The 21,865-nt window shown below is 35.5% G+C and carries 20 protein-coding genes; 18 read left to right on the plus strand and 2 right to left on the minus strand.

Translation table 11 applies throughout. From position 1 onward, the window contains the following. From EU510_RS10255 to glmM, 12 genes are all read left to right on the plus strand, one after another. Positions 1-714 (plus strand): metallophosphoesterase family protein, encoded by a 714-nt coding sequence (locus EU510_RS10255; protein ID WP_149593423.1) that lies wholly within the window; start codon positions 1-3, stop codon positions 712-714. Next, positions 707-1,657 carry an ATP-grasp domain-containing protein gene (locus EU510_RS10260; protein WP_149593424.1) on the plus strand — a complete coding sequence of 317 codons (951 nt, stop codon included), beginning with the start codon at positions 707-709 and terminating at the stop codon, positions 1,655-1,657. The genes EU510_RS10255 and EU510_RS10260 overlap by 8 nt, the downstream gene beginning before the upstream one ends. 6 nt (positions 1,658-1,663) lie before the next feature. Beyond that, the gene (gene pseI, locus EU510_RS10265; protein WP_149593425.1) at positions 1,664-2,737 is read left to right on the plus strand and encodes a pseudaminic acid synthase; all 1,074 of its coding nucleotides are present in this window, start codon (positions 1,664-1,666) and stop codon (positions 2,735-2,737) included. Continuing rightward, complete coding sequence (locus EU510_RS10270) at positions 2,721-3,974, plus strand: lipopolysaccharide biosynthesis protein (protein WP_149593426.1); 1,254 nt, start codon at positions 2,721-2,723, stop codon at positions 3,972-3,974. The genes pseI and EU510_RS10270 overlap by 17 nt, the downstream gene beginning before the upstream one ends. 70 nt (positions 3,975-4,044) lie before the next feature. Further along, positions 4,045-4,998 (plus strand): glycosyltransferase family 52, encoded by a 954-nt coding sequence (locus EU510_RS10275; RefSeq protein ID WP_149593427.1) that lies wholly within the window; start codon positions 4,045-4,047, stop codon positions 4,996-4,998. A gap of 25 nt (positions 4,999-5,023) precedes the next feature. Beyond that, positions 5,024-6,163 carry a glycosyltransferase family 4 protein gene (locus EU510_RS10280; protein ID WP_149593428.1) on the plus strand — a complete coding sequence of 380 codons (1,140 nt, stop codon included), beginning with the start codon at positions 5,024-5,026 and terminating at the stop codon, positions 6,161-6,163. Beyond that, the gene (locus EU510_RS10285; protein WP_149593429.1) at positions 6,141-7,238 is read left to right on the plus strand and encodes an acyltransferase family protein; all 1,098 of its coding nucleotides are present in this window, start codon (positions 6,141-6,143) and stop codon (positions 7,236-7,238) included. Before EU510_RS10280 ends, EU510_RS10285 begins: the two co-directional genes overlap by 23 nt. 13 nt (positions 7,239-7,251) lie before the next feature. Next, complete coding sequence (locus EU510_RS10290) at positions 7,252-8,286, plus strand: EpsG family protein (RefSeq protein WP_149593430.1); 1,035 nt, start codon at positions 7,252-7,254, stop codon at positions 8,284-8,286. A 464-nt stretch (positions 8,287-8,750) separates the two neighbouring features. Beyond that, complete coding sequence (locus tag EU510_RS19900) at positions 8,751-9,332, plus strand: glycosyltransferase (protein WP_188085417.1); 582 nt, start codon at positions 8,751-8,753, stop codon at positions 9,330-9,332. Between the two features lie 42 nt (positions 9,333-9,374). Beyond that, positions 9,375-10,505 carry a glycosyltransferase family 4 protein gene (locus EU510_RS10300; RefSeq protein ID WP_149593432.1) on the plus strand — a complete coding sequence of 377 codons (1,131 nt, stop codon included), beginning with the start codon at positions 9,375-9,377 and terminating at the stop codon, positions 10,503-10,505. Between the two features lie 93 nt (positions 10,506-10,598). Then, the gene (gene wecA, locus EU510_RS10305) at positions 10,599-11,681 is read left to right on the plus strand and encodes a UDP-N-acetylglucosamine--undecaprenyl-phosphate N-acetylglucosaminephosphotransferase (protein ID WP_149593433.1); all 1,083 of its coding nucleotides are present in this window, start codon (positions 10,599-10,601) and stop codon (positions 11,679-11,681) included. Between the two features lie 147 nt (positions 11,682-11,828). Then, complete coding sequence (gene glmM / locus EU510_RS10310; RefSeq protein ID WP_149593434.1) at positions 11,829-13,184, plus strand: phosphoglucosamine mutase; 1,356 nt, start codon at positions 11,829-11,831, stop codon at positions 13,182-13,184. A 97-nt stretch (positions 13,185-13,281) separates the two neighbouring features. On the opposite strand, the gene EU510_RS10315 is transcribed toward glmM, so the two are convergent. Together EU510_RS10315 and EU510_RS10320 are read right to left on the minus strand one after the other, a co-directional pair. Further along, positions 13,282-13,491: a hypothetical protein gene (locus tag EU510_RS10315; protein WP_149593435.1), complete on the minus strand. Its 210-nt coding sequence runs from the start codon at positions 13,489-13,491 to the stop codon at positions 13,282-13,284. Positions 13,492-14,127: 636 nt separating this feature from the next. Next, positions 14,128-14,874: a hypothetical protein gene (locus tag EU510_RS10320; protein ID WP_149593436.1), complete on the minus strand. Its 747-nt coding sequence runs from the start codon at positions 14,872-14,874 to the stop codon at positions 14,128-14,130. Between the two features lie 824 nt (positions 14,875-15,698). Here EU510_RS10320 and EU510_RS10325 point away from each other — a divergent pair. The 6 genes from EU510_RS10325 (at position 15,699) to rfbC (ending at position 21,666) form a co-directional block, all read left to right on the plus strand. After that, positions 15,699-16,865, plus strand: coding sequence for a nucleotide sugar dehydrogenase (locus tag EU510_RS10325; protein WP_149593437.1), 1,167 nt, complete (start codon positions 15,699-15,701; stop codon positions 16,863-16,865). Between the two features lie 284 nt (positions 16,866-17,149). Next, a complete protein-coding gene (locus EU510_RS10330) occupies positions 17,150-18,154 on the plus strand; it encodes an NAD-dependent epimerase (RefSeq protein WP_149593438.1) in 1,005 nt (334 codons plus the stop codon). Positions 18,155-18,268: 114 nt separating this feature from the next. Next, positions 18,269-19,354, plus strand: a complete 1,086-nt coding sequence (gene rfbB / locus EU510_RS10335; RefSeq protein WP_149593439.1) for a dTDP-glucose 4,6-dehydratase — start codon at positions 18,269-18,271, stop codon at positions 19,352-19,354. Between the two features lie 5 nt (positions 19,355-19,359). Beyond that, positions 19,360-20,229 (plus strand): glucose-1-phosphate thymidylyltransferase RfbA, encoded by an 870-nt coding sequence (rfbA, locus tag EU510_RS10340; RefSeq protein ID WP_149593440.1) that lies wholly within the window; start codon positions 19,360-19,362, stop codon positions 20,227-20,229. Between the two features lie 2 nt (positions 20,230-20,231). After that, on the plus strand, positions 20,232-21,107 hold the full coding sequence (rfbD, locus tag EU510_RS10345) for a dTDP-4-dehydrorhamnose reductase (RefSeq protein ID WP_149593441.1): 876 nt from the start codon (positions 20,232-20,234) through the stop codon (positions 21,105-21,107). 13 nt (positions 21,108-21,120) lie between these two features. After that, positions 21,121-21,666 carry a dTDP-4-dehydrorhamnose 3,5-epimerase gene (gene rfbC / locus EU510_RS10350; RefSeq protein ID WP_149593442.1) on the plus strand — a complete coding sequence of 182 codons (546 nt, stop codon included), beginning with the start codon at positions 21,121-21,123 and terminating at the stop codon, positions 21,664-21,666. Positions 21,667-21,865: the final 199 nt, after the last annotated feature.

The following is a 21,865-nucleotide window of genomic DNA, read 5'->3' on the forward strand; positions in this document are numbered from 1 at the left end:
ATGAAAATAGCGATTATTGCCGATATACACGCAAATAAACCAGCCTTTGATGCCGTAATAGAGGATATTGAGAAAAATAAATGTGCACATATTTGTGTGCTTGGCGATTTAGTTGGTTATTACCATTGGCCAAAATATATTGTTGAACAATTGATGAACAATCCAAAGTTTACAGTTATTCGTGGAAATCATGAGGATTTATTAAAAAGCTCTATTCTCGATAGTAGTTTTAAATCTGAGTGTTATAAAAAGTATGGAAGTGGACTCAATATATGTATGGAAAGCTTGTCAAATGAACAACTGTTATGGCTAGAGTCATTGCCAAAAAGTGCAGAGGTTTGCATAGATGATATTCGCATAGGTCTTTTTCACGGTAGTGAAAGAGAAACTGATGAGTATATTTACCCTGATTCACCAAACTCACGAATTAAAGATATTCAGGTGAAAAAGTTTGATTTCATATTCTTTGGGCACACCCATTACCCCGTTATATTTACTAAAAATAATACTTTAATCGCCAACCCAGGATCTGTTGGGCAGCCAAGAGATGTGGGCTCTCTTTCTAGCTATATTATTTTAAACACAAGAAATAATTCACTCAGCTTTAAAAGGGTACCTTTCAATAGTGAAACGGTACGGGCGAAAGTGCTTGAGCATGATCCTCATTATGATTATTTAGTCGAGATTTTAAAGAGAAACAATCCATATGTATAATATTAACCAACACTTAAACGTTGTAATGGTAAGCGGGGCTGGAGGAGACATCGGTATTGCAATTGGGCGAATCCTTCAAGAGCAAAAAATTACTAGTGTTATAGGTTGTGATGCAAAAATAGGACACGTTGGTGAGTGTGTTTTTGATAGGTTTATTCAATCACCTTTGGCAAGAGATGATGATTATTTTACTTTTCTAAAGTCTACATTCGAAAGATACAAAGTTGAGCTTTTTATACCAACTAGTGAAGCTGAGATTAAAGCAATTTTTGACTTTGGTTTGGCCGATAGTAAGTTGTTTGGTGTTTCTGTTTTAATCGCGAGTGAAAAAGCGGCTTTAATAGCTTTGGATAAACTTGAAACAGCTAATGTACTAAAAGAAATTGGCTTGAATTCTCCTTGGACACACCCAGCTAATTTTTTACCTAATGAAGTACCTTGTATTTTTAAACCACGTAGTGGTCAGGGGAGTAAAGGTTTAAAGGTTGTAGAGTCACTTTCGGAAGCTGAGAGCCTAATTAATACAGGTGACTACATTTGGCAAGAGCTCCTATTACCAGATGAACAAGAATTTACCTGTGGTGTGTACAGACATACTAGCGGCGAGTGCCGCTCTATAATAATGAGAAGAACGTTGAGTGGTGGCTTTACTGATAAAGGTGAAGTAGTAGAGAACTTAGAAATTGAGCGGTATATCTTAAATATTGCACAAAGCCTCAATATTCAAGGCGCTGTCAACTTTCAGCTTAGATTAACAAAGAGAGGGCCTTTTCTTTTCGAAATAAACCCACGATTATCAAGTACTGTTATGTTTAGACATAAATTAGGTTTTGCAGATTTAGTTTGGGCTATTGAAGAAATATTATTGCTCCCTTTAAGTGATTACAATCCCCCTAAAAATGGAACTAAGTTTTATCGTGGGATCCAAGAGTATATTAAGTAGGAAATTATGAGAAACTATATTGAGATTGCGAAACGAAAGATTGGTCCTGATTACTCGCCTTATATAATTGCTGAAATGTCAGCAAATCATAACGGTGATATAGAAAAGGCTTATAAAATAATAGAAATGGCAAAAGAGTGTGGTGCTGATGCAATAAAATTGCAAACCTATAAAGCAGACACTATTACGATGAAGAGCAATAATCCGGAGTTCTTGATTGAAGGTGGCTTATGGGATGGTCGTTCACTCTATGATTTATATGAAGAAGCACATATGCCGTGGGAATGGCATAAACTGCTATTTGAAAAAGCTAAAGAGCTAGGTATCACTATTTTTAGCTCGCCTTTTGACTTTACGGCTGTTGATTTGCTCGAAGAGTTAGGTGCTCCTGCTTATAAAATAGCTTCATTTGAAGCCATTGATTTACCGTTGATTGAATATGTTGCTAAAACAGGTAAGCCAATGATTATTTCAACAGGTATGGCTAGCGAAGAAGAAATACGTCAAGCAGTGGAAACTGCCAGAAATGCAGGTTGTGAAGAGCTTGTTGTACTGCATTGTGTAAGTGGTTACCCTGCGCCTTCTGGAGATTATAACTTAGCGACTGTGGCAGACATGGCAACTCGTTTTGATGTGCTAACTGGTCTATCAGACCATACAATAGATAACACAACAGCAATTACATCAGTAGCATTAGGCGCGTGCTTAATAGAAAAGCATGTAACGCTTGATAGAAATGGTGGTGGGCCAGATGATAGTTTCTCATTAGAAAAGCCAGAGTTACTACAATTGTGTAGAGATTCTAAAATAGCATGGGAAGCGGTTGGCAAAGTTAATTATGAGCGAAAAGAAAGTGAAAAAGGTAGTGCGAAATTCAGGCGTTCACTTTATGTGGTGAAGGATATTGCGGAAGGTCAATTATTTACGCATGAAAATGTAAAGAGTATTAGACCTGGTTATGGGCTAGAACCAAAATACTTGTATGACGTAATTGGACAAAAAGCTAATTCAAGTATTGCACCTGGTACTGCTTTAAAGTTCTCAATGATAGATAGTGATCTTAATGAGCAGCTTTTTTAAAAATACTTCAGTATATTTTTTAGCTAATATACTAAATGCAGTAATACCCTTTTTACTTTTACCGATATTAACTCGTTACCTATCGGTTGAAGAGTATGGTCAAATAGCTATGTTTCAACTATTAATTACAGGGCTTGCAGGTTTAGTTGGTTTGAACACTGTTGGAGCTGCGGGACGCAAGTTTTACGATAAAAATATAAGTAAATCAGAATTAGCTATTTATAATATGAACTGCCTATGGATACTTGTCTTTACTGCTGTAGCAATTACTCTACTTACCTTGCTATTCAGTAAAGAGGTTGCTTTATGGTTATCAATACCTAGTCACTGGATTTATTTGGCTATAACGATATCTTTTAGTTCTTTTATCCTTCAATTTAGGTTGAGCCAATGGCAAATAAGAGGAGAAGCTAAAAAGTACGGTGTGTTACAAGTTAGTAATAGTTTATTTAATTTATGTGGCTCTTTAATATTTGTTGTTGTGCTTTCAATGGGGGCACAAGGTAGAATTGATGCTTTATTTATAACGGGTATTATTACTGCTATTATTTCTTTTTATTTTCTAGTAAAGCATAAGTTAATTACATTTTCTTTTCCTAATAAAAAAAGTATCTATGAGGCACTCAATTTTGGTGCTCCTTTAGTACCACATATATTTGGAGTTTTTTTACTATCGAGTGCTGACAGATACGTTATTAACGATAGTTTAGGCCTAGGCGCGGCTGGTGTTTATTTACTTGCTGTTCAACTAAGTAGTGCTCTATCTATAATATTTGATGCTATTAATAAAGCATATGTACCTTGGTTGTTCGAAAGCTTAACTAAAGATGACGAGCTAACAAAGCTTAATATTGTAAAAAATACCTATAAGTATTTTGTAGTATTAGGTGTGGTTGCCGTATTTGGATTTGTTCTTGGCCCGTGGGTAGTTACATTTGTGGCTGGTGATAACTTTAGCGAGGCAGCGACAATTGTTGGCTGGTTGTTACTTGGCCAAGTATTTAGTGGCATGTACTTAATGGTAACTAACTATATATTTTATTCAAAAGAAACAAAGTTATTATCACTTGTAACTATTTTTACAGGTGCGCTAAACGTTTTATTACTATATATGTTAATACCAATGTTTGGGTTAAAAGGAGCCGCATACTCTTTTTGTGCATCAATGCTAATAAGGTTTTTACTAACCTGGTTAATTGCGAGCAAAAAAGTAAAAATGCCTTGGTTATTAGTATAAAAACCAATTTATGAGTGCGGCTTTAACAGAGTGCTACGATGTTTCATAATGAAAGTAAGGATTGAAATAGTTGAAAAAAAGAGCTGTAGTAGAAAATACTTGTTATAGCCTGTTGCTGTACTTCCTTTATGACCGAGATTGGAAAAGTAAGGATTACTTTATATTTGGTAATAGGATTAGTTCAAAGTATATTAATAAAATGCGTGAAAAAGTTTCGCATTTTGATATCCTAGAAAGCTTTATGTTTTCGTATAAAAATCACTCGTTTAAATTTTTTTCAGAAAAGCGTAAAGAATATTTAAAGTTCAAAAAGTATACTGAATTTTATGGGAATGTTTGTACTAATTTATACTTACCGTTTAGAAAAATAAATAGATTTGAAATAGAAGACGGGCTTGGTACATATAAACACTTACAAGGTAATAATAGTTTAAAGCAAAGTATCTCAGATTTTTTAAACCTTAAAAGAGGCTTTTTAAAAAACAAAGTAAAAAAATATATCTTAACTATGTCTGATGATATACCTAAGAGGTACTTAAAAGATGTAGTTGAAATTAATATACATGATAAATGGCAGAATTTAAGCCAGCCAGAGAGAGATGATATATTAGATGTTTTTTGTATTGATATAGAATATTTAAATAAACTGAATGCAAAAAAGATTTTGATTTTAACACAATGCTTTAGTGAAGATGGCTTTATATCCGAAAGTGAAAAGATAGCGATTTATGAAAGCATTGTATCGAAATATAATGAAGACGATATTTTAATTAAAACTCATCCAAGAGAAAAAACAAATTACAAAAACATATTTCCCAATATATCTGTAATTGACGATCCCTTCCCTTTTGAATTAATTTCATTGCACGGTATTAAATTTAGAAAAGCAGTCACACTAACATCTACGTCGGTATTTAGTTTTAACTATGATTTAGATGTGGATTATTTGGGTACTGAACCATTCCCAAAACTGGCAGAGAAAACTTATTTTATAAAATCTAAATTTAAAAAAAACAAGCTTTAAATTGTATTGGAAGTGAATTATTCAAATGAAAATAACAGTAGTTTTAGGCACCATGATTCATGGCGGAGCTCATAGAGTAGCTTGTATACAAGCCAATGAATTGGCTGAAAGAGGATATGAAGTTACTTTATTGCTAGTAGTTGGCGCTTTACAGTTCCCTTACATAATCTCAGAAAAAGTTAAAGTCGAGTACGCCTTGCCTGCAGAAAATTTAGAGCTTTCTAATATCACAAGTAAAGTAAAACGAAAACTATTAGCTCCTTTCTATCTTGTAAGTAAATTAAAAAAAATAAAACCAGATTTAGTTATTTCCCATATCCAATCTACTAATCGGGAGGCTATTTTAAGTTGTTGGTTTTTGAATATCCCTATTATAGCGTGTGAACATACAAGTTTTAATATGCCTTATGGGCTTAAAGGAAAATTTGCATATATCGATAGGCGCTTTATATATAAATTAGCTAATAAAATAACTGTATTAACAACTTCAGATATCGATGGCTTTTACGGCAAGTATTTAAAAAATACTTCTGTCATGAAAAACCCTGGGACTTTTGAATCCGAAATATTAATTACTCAAGAACAAAGGCGTAAAGTTGTTTTGGCCGTAGGTGATTTAAACCGTATTCACGTGAAAGGTTGGGATAATTTAATTGAAATATTTTCACAGGTTTCCACTCAACATCCTGGGTGGGTGCTGCAGCTTGCTGGTTCTGGTGAGCTGGGCAAGAGCAAGTTACTCGAATTAGCGCGCAATAAAGGTGTTGAAAATAATGTCCAATTTCTTGGGGCCGTCAGTGATGTAAAAAAATTATTGCAGAACTCTAGCGTTTTTATTCTCACCTCCCGAAATGAAGGCTTGCCAATGGCATTAATCGAAGCCATGTCTCAAGGATGTACTTGTATTGCTTTTGACTGTAAAACTGGTCCATCTGATATAATTACAAATAACATTGATGGCGTATTAGTTGACGATCAAAATGTAGAGCAAATGAGTGAAAAGCTAAATTGCTTGTTATCGGATGAAAATAAAAGAAGAGTCCTTTCAGAGAAAGCAGTTATTAGTTCTCAGCAATTTTCTAAAAATAAAATTTTTGATGAGTGGGATTCTCTGATTAATAAAGTATTAAATAGGCAAAATAATGAACGTAAAAATCAACTTTAATGATCTATCTGTCATCAGAGGGCTGGCTGCTTTGTATGTAGTATTTAATCATGCTAGGGGGCACTTGTTTGCAGGAGGTAATTATTTATCTTCAATCAAAGAGTTAGATTGGTTTGATAAAGCTAATTTAGCACTTTTGCAATTAACATCACTAGGTCAAGAAGCAGTTATCTTATTTTTTGTTCTTAGTGGCTTTAGTATTGCACATAGTTTGAACCGTAATGGTAGTGTAGCTAATTTTATTAAAAACCGCTTTATAAGAATTTACCCACCATACTTTTTTTCTTTACTATTTGTTATCTTTTTAGCTCAAGTATTTAGTAATTGGGATGGCAGTGTTAATTACTTGTCTTCTAATAATATAACTAAATATTTGCTTTATGCTAAATCGGATGGATCATTTACCGCTCAGTATTGGTCTTTAGTTTATGAAGTGATTTTTTATCTTCTAGCACCTTTGTTATTAATAAGAAGTAGGTTATTCGTTTTTTCAATGTTTTTTTCTATTGTATTCTATTCTCTGAGCTATTTTTATGGTAGTGGTTTTATTACATCTAAAAATATTATTTTGAGTTTTTTCTCTGATATTTTTATCTATTTTATGATTGGGATATATACATATAATAACTTCTCTAAGCTAGGTAAGCTCAAGTGTAAAAATAAAACGTATTTTTATATGATATGCATTTTACTTTTCATGATTATTTTAGTTATGAAAAAAATTCTAGCTTTTGATCCTAAGTTGACTTCACTTTTAGTTGCTGTTAGTTCTATTTTTATTATTGTTAATGTGAATAATCTAGATGTAAAAAGCAAAGGTTTAATTTTTTTAGGGGAGATTAGTTACTCTTTATACTTAAATCATTTTGTGGTTATAGTGTTCGCAGAGAATGTTTTATACTATTACTTTAATGTTGCTAGAAATGATATGAATAGTTATTATTTGTGGATTTTGATTATTCCATTTTGCATCATGTTTTCCATGGTTATGTGGTATTTGGTTGAAAGAAACTGCAATGTTTATCTACATAAAAAAAGAGTGGCTTTTAGGGCTAGTCCCTTAAATAAAATATAATAGGAGTGAGTCCATGGCTATATACTACTTCACAATTATTATATTTATAATTTTTGGTTATATTTATGAGCGAGTTGGGCGAGAGAATAATGCTAAGATTATAGCGTTTATAGTATTAGTTTTTTCAATTGCCTACGGCTTTAGGTTTGAAGTTGGAGTTGATTGGTTCAATTATGTAAAAGTTTACGAACGACAAGTCGCTGATATATGGTCTTTGAACACTATTGAAGTTGGATACAAAGCCCTTAATGTTATAGCTTACTATATGGATATAGGCATTGTTACGGTTATATTTTTATCAACTGTATTTTTTATTACGTTTACCCTGCTAGGGGCTAAAAAAGCAGGTGTTAATCCTTTTTATTTTTTTGCTATAGTCGCGCCATATCATTTGGTTATGTCAGGCGTTAATTATACTCGCCAAGGGGTGGCGTTAAGTATATTTATTTATGCGGTTGCTTGCTTAATAAACAACAAAAAAAATCAATTTTTACTCTTTATTATTTTAGCAGGGTCTTTTCATACATCAGCTTTGTGCTTTGCTCCTCTATATTTTATTGAGCATAAAAAACGTTATGTCGTTCTTTTGTTTGCTTTGATTATACCGCCTATTGTTTACTCTATGTTAATGGAGTATAGCCAATACATTGACTCTACAATGGAAAGCTCAGGGGTTTATTTAAGATCGGTATTTTTACTCGTCCCAACAGTGCTGTTATTACTACACATAAACACAGTTAAAACATTTTCGTTAATTGAGCAAAGATTGGTATCTATTGTTATCTGCTCGTTTCCGCTTGTTGTGCTGTTTTCGGTGTTGTCGTCAACAATTGCTGACCGGTTTGCATATTACTTTATATTATTAAGTACGCTTTGTTGGATGTTAGTTAGTGCACGCAATACAAATATTAACGCTAGGTTTTTAAAACCTTACGGTAATTTTATTTTGTTTATAACAGCCATGTTTGCTTTTGTTGTATGGGCTTTATATACAAAATACATAAAACAATATGAGTTCGACTCTTATTTTAACTATTGGTTAAGTTGAATTATATAATGAAAAAAATAGTACACATAATTAATGCAATGGAAATAGGTGGTGTAGAAGTTGGTGTTTTAAGCTTACTAAAAAGTCACTTAAGTAATGGGTACCATGTTGTTACTGTAAAAGGGTGTGATGAGGTGATATATAATTCACTTTCGGAAAGCGAAAAATGTAGGCTACATGTTTGCAATGGGTATTTTAATGCGCTCAGAAAGTTAATAAAAATTAAGCCTAGCTTAGTAATTAGCTCATTATGGCGGGCTCACTTTGTAAGTATTTTATATAAATTTATAGCCCCAATGCACAAACGAATACACTTTKTGCATAGTGGTCGATTTGCACACAGAGTTGATGAGGTAATAACTAGGTTATCAATTTTCATGGCAACACATGTATTTTGTGACTCTAAACAAACACAACTGTGGCTTAAAAACACATTAAACTATAACAAATCATTCACTTTACCAATGAATATTAGCTTTACTAGTAACGAAAAACCCACCGCATTTTTACCTTTAAGTTTTGTTTTTGTAGGTAGATTTACACCACAAAAAAATATTTTTAAGTCACTTGATTTTATTTACGAGCTTAAAAAGCTTGGCAAGCAAGTAAGTTTTGATTTATATGGGCGAGATGATGGCTCGTTAGCTGATTTAAAAGAGTATGTTATTGAGCTTAATATATCTGATGTTGTTACCTTCCGCGGCTCCTTGTTACCAACTGAAATCGAAATTGAAATGCAAAAGTATAACTTTTACCTTCAAACGAGTTTAGTTGAGGGAATGGCTATATCTGTTTTTCAGTCAATAAAAAATGGTTTGTTTGCTGTTGTAACACCCGTAGGGGAAATTAAAAATTATACTCGGGATTACCAGAATGCATGCTATGTTGATGTAGATAATATACAGGAAACGACTCAGAAATTTTTAGATGTGGTTTCACAAAAAAATAATGACTTATTAAAGGTTGGATTGCTAGTCAATAAGAAAGACTATCCGCAGTTTGATGAATTGTTTTTTTCTACTTTGAAAGGTATTAATTTTGAATAGTAAAAACGCATCATTATCACCACCTACTATTAGAGGTTACATATGAGTATTACACACAGTTGTGCAATAACAGCAAATACTAGTTGGTATTTATATAACTTTAGAAAAAACACAATTTTAGCGCTTCTACAGAAAGGTTATAGCGTAGTTGCAATTGCTCCATATGATGATTACTCACAAAAGTTAATAGAGCTAGGCGCAACCTATATTCCAATAAGTATTGATAGTGGCGGTACTAATCCAGTAAACGACTTAGCAACGGTTTATGCTTTTTATAAAGTATATAAAAAGCATAAACCATGCATTACTTTAAACTTTACTCCTAAAAATAATATTTATAGCACGTTAGTGGCAAAGCTTACTGGTGTTAAAACACTTAATAATATTGCAGGTTTAGGTACTTTATTTATAAGTGAAAGTCTTGCATCAAAAATAGCGAGGGTTTTATACAAATATAGCCAAAGCAAAGCTCACTTTATTTTTTTTCAAAATGAAGATGACAGAGCATTATTTAAGTCTCATCGAATAGCTCAGAACGTTAAGTCGGATAGACTACCTGGTTCAGGCGCAGATTTATCCCGTTTTATTGTATCTCCTGCTCCCGATGATGGTGTTACTCGCTTTTTACTTATTGCTCGTATGCTTTTTGATAAAGGCATAGGGCAATACGTAGAAGCTGCGCGAGTACTTAAAAGCAAATACGGTAATAGCGTTGAGTTTAGGTTATTAGGCTTTTTAGATGTTGATAATCCTTCCGCAGTTTCAAAAGCACAAATGAATACTTGGGTAAATGAAGGTGTAGTTAATTATTTAGGTACTTCTGACAATGTTGAAGCTGAGATAGCGCAGGTTGATTGCATGGTTTTGCCATCGTATTACCGCGAAGGCGTTCCAAAGTCTCTGCTTGAAGCTGGCGCTATGGGTAAACCCATAGTGACAACCGATAACGTAGGTTGTAGAGAAACTGTTGATAATGGCTTTAACGGTTTTATTTGCGAGCCTCGCAGCATAGAAAGTTTAACTAATGCCTTAGATAAAATAATAAACATGCCTCACTCTGAACGCCTTAAGTTTGGTATTAACAGTCGCCACAAAATTGAAAATGAATTTGACGAAAAGATTGTTATAAATAAATACCTTGCGGCTGTTAAGCAGCTTTTAAACGAGGCTTAAGATTATTTGGTTATACACTTTTTAGTGTGTAAATAGTCAATACAATAAAATACTTAACGGAATGGCGTAAGTACTATCTGCTCAGGATGAAACATGTTTATAGATTTACTTCTTACCTTTTTTATTGCGTTTGCAATATTGTTTTTGATGCGAAAAGTTGCACGTAAAGTAGGATTGGTCGACAAGCCTTCGGGCAGAAAGGCGCATACTGGCAACATCCCGCTAGTTGGAGGAGTTGCTATATGTATTACTATTGTACAATATATTTATTCACACCCTAATATGATTAACCACGCGAACTTATACATGTGTTGTATTGTAGGTTTGACTACTGTTGGTGCATTAGATGACAGGTATGACTTAAGTGTAAAAATACGCATGCTGGTACAAACTCTTATATCTATAGCGATGATTTATTTTGCTAAAGCAGAGTTGGTTACGCTTGGTGATATATTAGGCTTTGGTGATATTAGCTTGGGTGATGGTTACGTAGGTGGTTTAATTACTATTTTAGCCGTAATAGGCTGTATTAATGCCTTTAATATGGTTGATGGTATTGATGGACTATTAGGTGGGCTGTCGGTAGTTACATTTGGCGCTATTGGTATTTTATTGAGTATGGCTAATGAGCAAAGCTTAAGTTATTTATGCTTATTATTGGTTGTATGTATGATCCCTTATATTGTTATGAACCTAGGCCTTATAGGTCGTGAGCGTAAAGTGTTTATGGGCGATGCCGGCAGTATGATGATTGGCTTTACTGTTATTTGGCTATTAATTGGTGCAAGTCAAACTTCAGGGAACCCTATGATACGCCCAGTAACCGCATTGTGGCTAATTGCATTACCATTAATGGATATGGCTGCAATTATGATACGCCGAATTAAACAAGGTAAATCTCCATTTAAGCCAGACCGTGAACATTTACACCATATATGCCAACGCTTAGGTTGCACGCCTACACAAACACTTATTTTAATATGCTCAATTGCATCTGTATTTGCTGGTGTAGGTATAATTGGAGAGATTTTTGTAATACCAGAATTTTTAATGTTTTATAGTTTTATAATTATTTTTGCAGCGTATTTTATTGTACTAATTAACTACTGTAAAATTATAAACTTTTTTAGACGTAAATTAGACTTACCTGAAAAAGCCTATGCTTCGGATAAGTAAAAGACTAAAAATAGCCACGGGTTAAGTAATAAAAACTATTGTTGAGAAAGCAATAATTTTACAAACAATATTTTCTAGGCTTAATCGCGCTTTTTCATTTATAAAGTTGTTTTATTTTCAGATAATTTAACATTTAAAGGAATAATCATGTCACGTAAGTATTTTGGTACCGATGGTGTAAGAGGCAAGGTAGGCACGTTTCCTATCACACCTGATTTTGCAATGAAGTTAGGCTGGGCTGCTGGCACGGTATTAGCCTCAAGCGGTACTAAAGAGATTTTAATCGGTAAAGATACACGTAATAGCGGTTATATGTTTGAATCAGCAATGGAAGCTGGCCTTTCTGCTGCAGGTGTAAATGTTGCCTTTGTTGGGCCAATGCCTACCCCCGCGGTTGCGTATTTAGCATCAACTTTTAGAGCCGATGCTGGCGTAGTAATTAGTGCCTCACACAACCCTTACTGCGATAACGGGATTAAATTTTTTAATAACTTTGGCACTAAGCTTAACGACGAGCAGGAACTTGAAATTGAAGCCTTGCTTGAGCAAGCATTAAAAAATGATGCAATGCAGTGTGTAAGCTCAGAGCGTTTAGGTAAAGCAAGACGTATTAACGATGCCCCCGGCCGCTACATTGAATTTTGCAAAGGCATATTTGCTAAAGAGTTAACACTTGAAGGTTTAAAAATTGTTGTTGATAGTGCAAATGGGGCTGCGTATCACATAGCACCTAATGTTTATTCCGAGCTAGGTGCTGAGGTGATCAGCATTAATGATAAACCTGATGGTTTAAATATTAATGAACAGTGCGGTGCTACCCATTTAGATAGCTTGCAATCTGCCGTAGTAGGTAATAATGCAGACCTTGGGATTGCGCTTGATGGTGATGCCGACAGGCTAATGCTTGTTGATGATGCGGGCAATGTTGTTGATGGCGACCAAATTTTATATATTCTGGCAAAAGCTGTAAAGCTACAAGGTAATATGAATGGCGGTGTTGTAGGTACGCTTATGTCGAACCTGGGCTTAGAGCTTGCGCTGAAAGACATGAATATTCCATTTAAGCGCGCAAAAGTAGGCGATCGCTATGTTGTAGAGCAACTTAAAAATACCGGTTGGAAACTTGGTGGTGAAGGCTCTGGCCATATTTTACATTTAGACTACGCGACCACGGGCGACGGTATTGTTGCATCACTTTTAGTACTAACCGCGCTTATACAGCAAAAGCAATCATTAAAAGACTATGTAGCAGGTATGCAAAAACTACCGCAAGTACTTTTAAATGTGCGTTTAACACAAAATAATGCGGATGAAATACTCAATACTGACTCAGTAAAGCAAGCTGTACTTGATGCCGAAAGTATATTGGCAGATACGGGGCGTGTTTTATTGCGTAAATCGGGGACTGAGCCGCTCATCCGCGTTATGGTTGAGTCTACAGATTCGGTGGCCTCGCAAGCGCAGGCTGAGCATATAGCCGCGGCTATAAAAGCGTTATTATAAAATAATCTCATTCTTATAAAGTGCGTGAGTATTGATATGTATTGAAACTGCCTCACAATATATATGAGGCAGTAATATAATTAACTACCCAATAATACTAAAAGCCACGTTGAGCCTCGCTAAAAGAGCTAATGAGGGCTGCTTTAATAAACTTTGCCGCAGGACTATTAAGATTTATATTTTCAATATGAACAAGTCGCTTAGGGATGGTAAGTATTAATATCATATCATTGAGAATTGATTCCCAGATCCTACCGTCAGATAAAGAGTCATCACCCAGTAAAAAAAATGACGTTTTACTTCCCATAAAGAGTCATTCATCGCTGCTTCAATTTGGTACGAAAACATTTCAATATCAGATTCGTCAATAGCGTGTTCAAAAAATCTTCATATGCATAATGAGAAAGATCTACGCCTGTTACCTCGTCAATTAGCTTTTTCATAAGTGCGGATATGAATGATATAGAAAATTCGTTCTGCATATGAACAGACTCACATTGTAGTGGCATAGTTAATTTGGTCACCCATTAAAAAAGAAATGTTATGCTAATAAGCATACAAATTTGGGTGAAAAAACAAACTAAAAAGGTCAAAGCTTATTTAGGCTGTAAGCGTCGTTACTTTAAATCGTGAGTTCCGTCGGCCATTTCTGAAAAGCATATACAGGAGAAGTTTGGAGTGGCTGAATCAGAGAATGCGTGGTTCATTGACAGCACGTATATCAATAAACCCTGTGAAAGTTGGCTGTATCTTGCAGTGGCTGTCGGCGTGTTCTTTTGTAAGGGAATTGGCTGGCGTTACAGCTAATAATGGAGCGGAAATCGTTATCCAAGCGATATTAGTGGCTGTACAGACTGATAAAACAAAGCAGCCTAGCTTAAAAAGCTAGGCTGTCGAACCCTATTGATCGTCACGTAGTGGCGACGATGGAGCGTTCACATTATTAAGCATTCGTTACTTCAGCGACTTTTTCTTTTACGCTTTTCAAAATTTCAGCGACATCAATCACGTTTTTATCTGACTTTTTGGTTTCAATTACAGCATTGACGACAACTTTAGAGCCGTTTCTATAAGGGAAAGACTCCACGAGCATAACAACTTTAGCACCGTCGACTGTCGTCATATAGTAATCCTCTAAACCCAGTTTAGAGTTACTACCATAAATGCGGAATCTGCCATGTGCTTTTTTCATTAGGCGATCAAAGTTAGCTTTTACTGACTGAGAAGGATATTCAGAGTTGATTTCAAACTTTGTTTTAAACTGTGAATTTTTTAGATAAGCAGCTATATCGATACTCGGCACAGCAAAAGGGAGTATAAACCCTTGCTGATAAGGCGTCATTTTTACCGGCTGATAGGTAACTATATTAGCATCTGCTGTACGCTCGGTGCTTTGTTTAATTGTGTATACGGCACCGGATCCGATAGTTCCATTATGGACACGCTTTTCTACTAAAAAATCACCAGACGCTTCAGCCGTTTTTATGCTGTCATACTTCACGCAACCGCTGTCACCAGAGGAAACACATGTATTGTATGCGTTAAAACTAATATCAATTGATTGATCGAGTGGCATCCTATAGCTAACGCTAGGGATGTTTGTGAGCTGAACCTCAGTAGGAGGCGGGGTTGATTTACACGCTGTTAATGTAGAAGCCAACATTGCAACGGTCATTACTTTTTTAAACATACTTCGTCCTTTGTAGTAATAAAAAACTTGCACTTCCTGTGCCCTGTAGTTTGTGCAATAAAGGTACAAGTTATTAGGTTTAAAATATATTCTAATAATATTTGACTACCTCATCAATAGATAAAGTGAATTTTTCTTAGTAAAAGCCAGAAAAATGGTGGATGCTGCAATGGCCTATAGGTGAGCTGTGAAGGCCCTAACGCGTAATGAACATCAAACTACATGCAAAATACTTCCATTTACGAAAAGCTTGAGTAAGTTAAAAGTGTATTTTTACACGTTTTTATCTCAGCCATTTGCGAGGTGAAAGTGTCTCAAATAGCCAAATTCAGACGTTTTTATGTCTCATATGTAAAGTTAAATCGCGCAAAAGGCCTTGCTGTATAAGGACTGTCGGGGAGAGTGGTGTATTCTTCTAATAGCGGGAACTATTAGATAAAGAACTTACATAACGAGATTGAGGTATTGACTTCATGAGGAATGGCTTTGTTTTTCACTTTGACTAATTTAGGTGCTTTTACAGCTTCTTATATTTAGACCGATATTTATAAAATTTTGAAGTTGGTAACTTGTTTTCCCTACAAAACACGTCAATAAATAAGCTACTAGCTTGTTACTGCCCAATCAATTTTTGCCAGTCATTAAGGGGTCTTTGTGTGCATAATACCTACAGTAAAAAACTAAGAGCATTTTCACTTGATTGAATTCACTCTGCTAGGTGTGTTTGCTCGGATGTTTACGAAAATAATAAACTTTTTGCTTGTTCGTTTTCTCTGCTCGCTCTGGTAAAATAATAAAAATATTTTTAAATATAAAGGATTAATATGAAAATTGCTGTGGTCGGTACGGGCTATGTAGGCCTTTCTAACGCAATGCTTTTGGCGCAGAATAATGAAGTAGTTGCATTAGATATAGATGAGCAAAAAATAGCACTTTTAAATGATAAAAAGTCACCTATTGTTGATATCGAAATTAGTGAGTTTTTAACACGGAGCGACTTAAACTTTACAGCCACTGCAGACAAAATGGCAGCCTATAAAAATGCTGATTTTGTCATTATAGCTACACCCACTGATTACGATGTAGAAAACAATTACTTTAATACAAGTTCTGTAGAAGCGGTAATTAAAGATGCGATAGCGCATAATCAAAATGCAGTTATGGTCATTAAATCGACGGTACCTGTTGGTTTTACGCAAAGTATTAAAGAAAAACTTGGCATTAATAACTTAATATTTTCGCCAGAGTTTTTACGTGAAGGTAAAGCGCTGCACGATAACTTATACCCATCGCGTATTGTTGTTGGTGAGCAAAGCGAGCGTGCAAGTGTTTTTGCCAACTTACTTAAGCAAGGCGCTATTAAAGAAGATATTGAAATTCTTTTTACTGACTCAACAGAAGCCGAAGCTATTAAGTTGTTCTCAAACACTTATTTAGCAATGCGTGTAGCTTATTTTAATGAGCTTGATAGCTACGCTGAAGCACATGGCTTAAACTCTAAACAGATTATTCAAGGTGTTAGTTTAGACCCACGTATAGGAAATCACTATAACAACCCGTCGTTTGGGTATGGTGGTTACTGCTTACCAAAAGATACTAAGCAGTTAAGAGCAAATTACGTAAATGTACCAAACAACATTATTGGTGCAATTGTTGATGCTAATACCACGCGTAAAGACTTTATTGCAGACTCAATAATTAAACATAACCCTAAAGTGGTTGGTGTGTATCGTTTAGTAATGAAAACTGGGTCTGATAACTTTAGAGCCTCTGCTATACAAGGTATTATGAAGCGTATTAAAGCTAAAGGCATTGAGGTTGTAGTTTACGAACCCGTACTTGAAGAAAATGAGTTTTATCACTCTCGTGTAATTAAAGACCTAAATGAGTTTAAGCAAATATCTGACGTTGTTGTATCTAACCGTATGGTTGAAGAGCTCAGTGATATTGCTGAAAAAGTTTATACTCGTGATTTGTTTGGTAGTGATTAATAAACAAAGGTTAAAGGCTTATAGTTGAAATTAGTTTTTTGTGCGTGAGCAAGCTTCACGCCTACGACTCAGCCGTATAATTGTGGTGTTATTATTGTAGGCGCCTTGCTTGCTGGCGCGTTAGAAAATAAGCAGAGCTTTAAAAGTTAAAGGCATTGAGGTAAAAGTACGGACCTGGGTAGAAGAGTCTAGGCAGTTATCAAAAATGATACCTGCCTTAATGAAAACTATTGAAACTTGGGATTAGGACTTTTGACCTTTGACCTAAAGAAATTAAGGTGTTTATGAAATATTTAGTAACGGGTGCTGCTGGTTTTATTGGCGCGGCAACATGCCAAAAATTGTTAGCGGCCGGCCATGTAGTAGTCGGTATTGATAATCTTAACGACTATTACGATGTAAATTTAAAACTAGCTCGTTTAGCGCAGTTTGAAAGCCATGAAGCGTTTTCATTTATTAAGCTTGATATAAGTGAACGCCCAGCAATGAGCGAATTATTTAAAGCACAGCAGTTTGATAAAGTAATCCATTTAGCGGCGCAAGCCGGTGTTAGGTATTCAATAGAAAATCCTGATGCTTATGCAGATTCTAACTTAGTAGGGCACTTAAATGTGCTTGAAGGGTGTCGTAATAATAAAGTTAAGCACTTAGTTTATGCTTCATCTAGCTCTGTATATGGCTTAAACGAAAAAACACCGTTTGAAACAACTGACAGTGTTGACCACCCAGTATCTTTTTATGCTGCTACTAAAAAAGCGAATGAGCTAATGGCACATAGCTATTCTCATTTATATAGTTTACCTACAACAGGCTTACGCTTTTTTACTGTTTATGGCCCATGGGGTCGCCCAGATATGGCGCCGTATATTTTTACTAAAAAAATACTTGCCGGTGAAACGATTGATATAAACAACAACGGCGATATGTGGCGTGACTTTACTTACATAGATGACATAGTAGAAGGTGTTGTTCGTGCTGCCGATGTTATACCTGTTGCGAACCCGAATTGGCGAGTAGAAACTGGTTCGCCAGCATCTAGCTCTGCTCCTTATGCCGTTTATAACATTGGTCACGGGAGCCCAATAAATTTAATGAAGTTTATTGAAGCTATTGAGGCAGAGTTAGGTACTGAAGCTAAAAAGAACTTCCGTGAAATGCAAGCCGGTGATGTTTATAAAACCTTTGCTCACACCACAGATTTATTTAATGCGACAGGTTATAAAGCGCAGGTTGACGTTAAGCAAGGTGTTAACGAATTAGTTAAGTGGTATAAAGGTTTTTATAAATGACAATTTAATAATTATTTAGTAATTAGTTAGGAGTGTTAGCTCTGACTTTATACACATAACTAAATATTAAAAAGTTTTACATAAAACGATTGAAAATTAATATAAAGGATTAACGTGAAAATACTCGTAACAGGTGGTGCAGGTTTTATAGGCTCTGCAGTAATACGTTATATTATTGACAATACAGAAGACTCAGTAATTAACCTTGATAAGCTTACTTATGCCGGTAACTTAGAGTCTCTGCAATCAGTTGAGCAAAGCGATCGATATGCATTTGAACATGTTGATATTTGTAATCGAACAGAGCTTGATCGTGTGTTTTTCATGCATAAACCGGATGCGGTAATGCATTTAGCTGCAGAAAGCCATGTTGATAGATCGATTACAGGGCCAAGCGATTTTATTCAAACTAATATTGTTGGTACATATAACTTACTAGAAGCTGCTCGAGAGTATTGGAATGCCTTGGCTGATGATGCTAAAGAAGAATTTAGGTTTCACCATATTTCTACAGACGAAGTGTACGGCGATTTACCTCATCCTGACGAACAAGAGGGTGAACTTCCTTTATTTACAGAGCAAACATCATACGCCCCTAGTAGCCCGTATTCAGCGAGTAAAGCATCGAGTGATCATTTAGTACGTGCTTGGCTTCGAACATATGGTTTTCCTACTATTGTTACTAACTGCTCAAATAATTACGGGCCGTTTCATTTTCCTGAAAAACTAATACCACTTGTCATATTAAATGCTTTAGAGGGTAAGGCATTACCTATATACGGTAAAGGCGACCAGATTCGTGACTGGCTATTTGTTGAAGACCATGCTCGAGCATTATATAAAGTTGTGACTAAAGGCGTGGTTGGTGAAACTTATAATATTGGCGGCCACAATGAAAAGCAAAACATAGAAGTAGTGCAAACTATTTGTAGTATTTTAGATACTTTAGTACCTAAAAATACAAAATATGCAGAGCAAATTACTTATGTAACCGATCGTCCAGGGCATGATAGACGCTACGCAATTGACTCAACTAAAATGAGTGCTGAGCTTAATTGGACTCCAATAGAAACGTTTGAAACAGGTTTGCGTAAAACGATTGAGTGGTATTTAACTAATAAAAAATGGTGTGAAAACGTGCAAAATGGCTCTTACCAGCGTGAGCGTCTTGGCGAAATAAATTCGCAACTAAAGGAGTAAAAAACATGAAAGGAATTATTTTAGCAGGTGGCTCAGGCACTCGCCTTTACCCACTCACCCGTGGCGTATCAAAACAGTTATTGCCTGTTTACGATAAACCAATGGTTTATTATCCGTTATCAACATTGATGCTGGCTGGTATTCGTGATGTTTTAATTATTACCACTCCTGAAGATAACGAGAGCTTTAAACGTTTATTAGGTGATGGCTCAGATTACGGTATTAATTTAACGTATGCCGTACAACCTTCGCCGGATGGTTTAGCGCAAGCATTTATAATTGGTGAGGAGTTTATTGGCAACGATAACGTTTGCCTGGTGCTTGGCGATAATATTTACTACGGGCAATCGTTTAGCCGAACATTAAAAAATGCGGCTGAAAGAGAGACTGGCGCGACTATTTTTGGATACCAAGTAAAAGATCCTGAACGTTTTGGTGTTGTTGAATTCGACGAAAATATGAAAGCAATATCAATAGAAGAAAAGCCAATTAAGCCAAAATCGAATTATGCAGTAACAGGGCTTTATTTTTACGATAACCGCGTTGTTGAACTTGCTAAGCAAGTAAAGCCATCGAATCGTGGCGAGCTTGAAATTACAACCCTTAACGAAATGTACCTAACTGATGGCACATTGAATGTAGAGCTACTTGGCCGTGGCTTTGCTTGGTTAGATACGGGCACACACGAAAGCCTTCATGAGGCATCATCATTTGTACAAACGATCGAAAATGTACAAGGCTTAAAAGTAGCTTGTTTAGAAGAAATTGCTTGGCGAAACGGTTGGTTAAGCTCTAAGCAGCTTCTTGAAATAGCAAAGCCAATGATGAAAAATGAATATGGGCAATACTTAACACGTTTAGTTACTGAGGCTTAGTGATGAAAGTACTTATCACCGGTAAAGACGGCCAAGTAGGCACCAGCCTAGTAACTCTATTGAATAACTTACCTGACGTTACTTTTTTAGCTCTTAATAGAGCAGAGTTAGATATAACTAATGCAGAGCAAGTTAACTACGTTATTAATAATTTTAAACCAAATATAGTTATTAACGCTGCGGCATATACAGCGGTAGATAAAGCCGAAACTGATGAAAAGCAAGCGAGTGCTATAAACTATAATGGCCCGCGTAACTTAGCGATAGCTGCAAATAATGTAAATGCGTGTTTATTGCATATTTCAACTGATTATGTTTTTTCTGGTGATAAGCAGGGGTTATATAACGAAGCTGAGCCAGTTAACCCACAAAGTATATATGGTAAAACTAAGCTTTTGGGCGAAAACGCTGTGGCGGCAGAATGCCCCTCGCATATTATTTTAAGAACTGCATGGGTATTTAGTGAGCATGGTAATAATTTTGTAAAAACAATGCTCCGTTTAGCAAAAACACATGAGACGTTAAGTGTTGTTAGCGATCAGTTTGGTGGGCCTACTTATGCTGGCGATATAGCAAAAACGCTTATTACTATTGCTCAGGCTGTTCATAATGGTAACACCGAGTTTGGTGTTTATCATTATTCAGGATTTCCCCAGGTGAGTTGGCAGCAGTTTGCTGCTGCAATATTTGATACTGCATTGGCACAAGATTTAATTAAAATACCCGTAAAGGTAAATGCCATAACAACACAAGAATATCCAACCCCTGCGAAGCGTCCGTTTAATTCGATGTTAGATACACGCAAAATAGCTAATATATTTGCAGTACAGCCAAGTGATTGGCAAGCAGCACTAAAAAATATCAAGCAATACCAATAAATAGGTAAGTAAGATGAATGTTATTGATACAAAAATTCCGGATGTAAAAATCATTGAGCCAGCTGTATTTGGTGATGAACGTGGTTTTTTTATGGAAACATGGAACCAACAAAAGTTTGAAGAAATGGTTGCTAAAAAGCCAACACAGTTTGTACAGGACAATCATTCAAAATCAAAGCAAGGTATTTTACGTGGTTTGCATTTTCAAACACAAAACACACAAGGTAAACTTGTACGCGTAGTGTCGGGTGAAGTTTTTGATGTTGCAGTAGATATACGAAAAAATTCTCCAACGCTTGGACAATGGGTTGGTGTGTATTTATCAGCTCAAAACCAGCGCCAGCTTTGGGTGCCTGAAGGATTTGCACATGGTTTTTACGTAACCAGTGAAGAAGCTGAATTTGTCTATAAATGCACTGATTACTATAACCCAAGTGCAGAAGTAAGTATTAGTTGGGATGATGCGGATTTAAAGATAGATTGGCCATTGAATGTGGGGCCGCACCTTTCGAGTAAAGATATAAATGGTATTACTTTTACTAAAGCGCCTAAATTATAGTAATTGATATATAAGTAATGTGAATACTGGATAATAAATCTATCTTATACCAACCTACATAAATCTTTGATCAATTTAACGGATTAAACTGCACTATAACGTCGTTAAAAATTTTTTATTTAGAAGAACTAGATACAAAAATTTTCGCCTAGTTCTAGCGTAATTTTCTTAACGTTAAATAGACCCCATATATAAGCCG

Origin of the sequence: Pseudoalteromonas sp. FUC4, from assembly GCF_008370255.1 — a bacterium.
Taxonomy (GTDB): domain Bacteria; phylum Pseudomonadota; class Gammaproteobacteria; order Enterobacterales; family Alteromonadaceae; genus Pseudoalteromonas.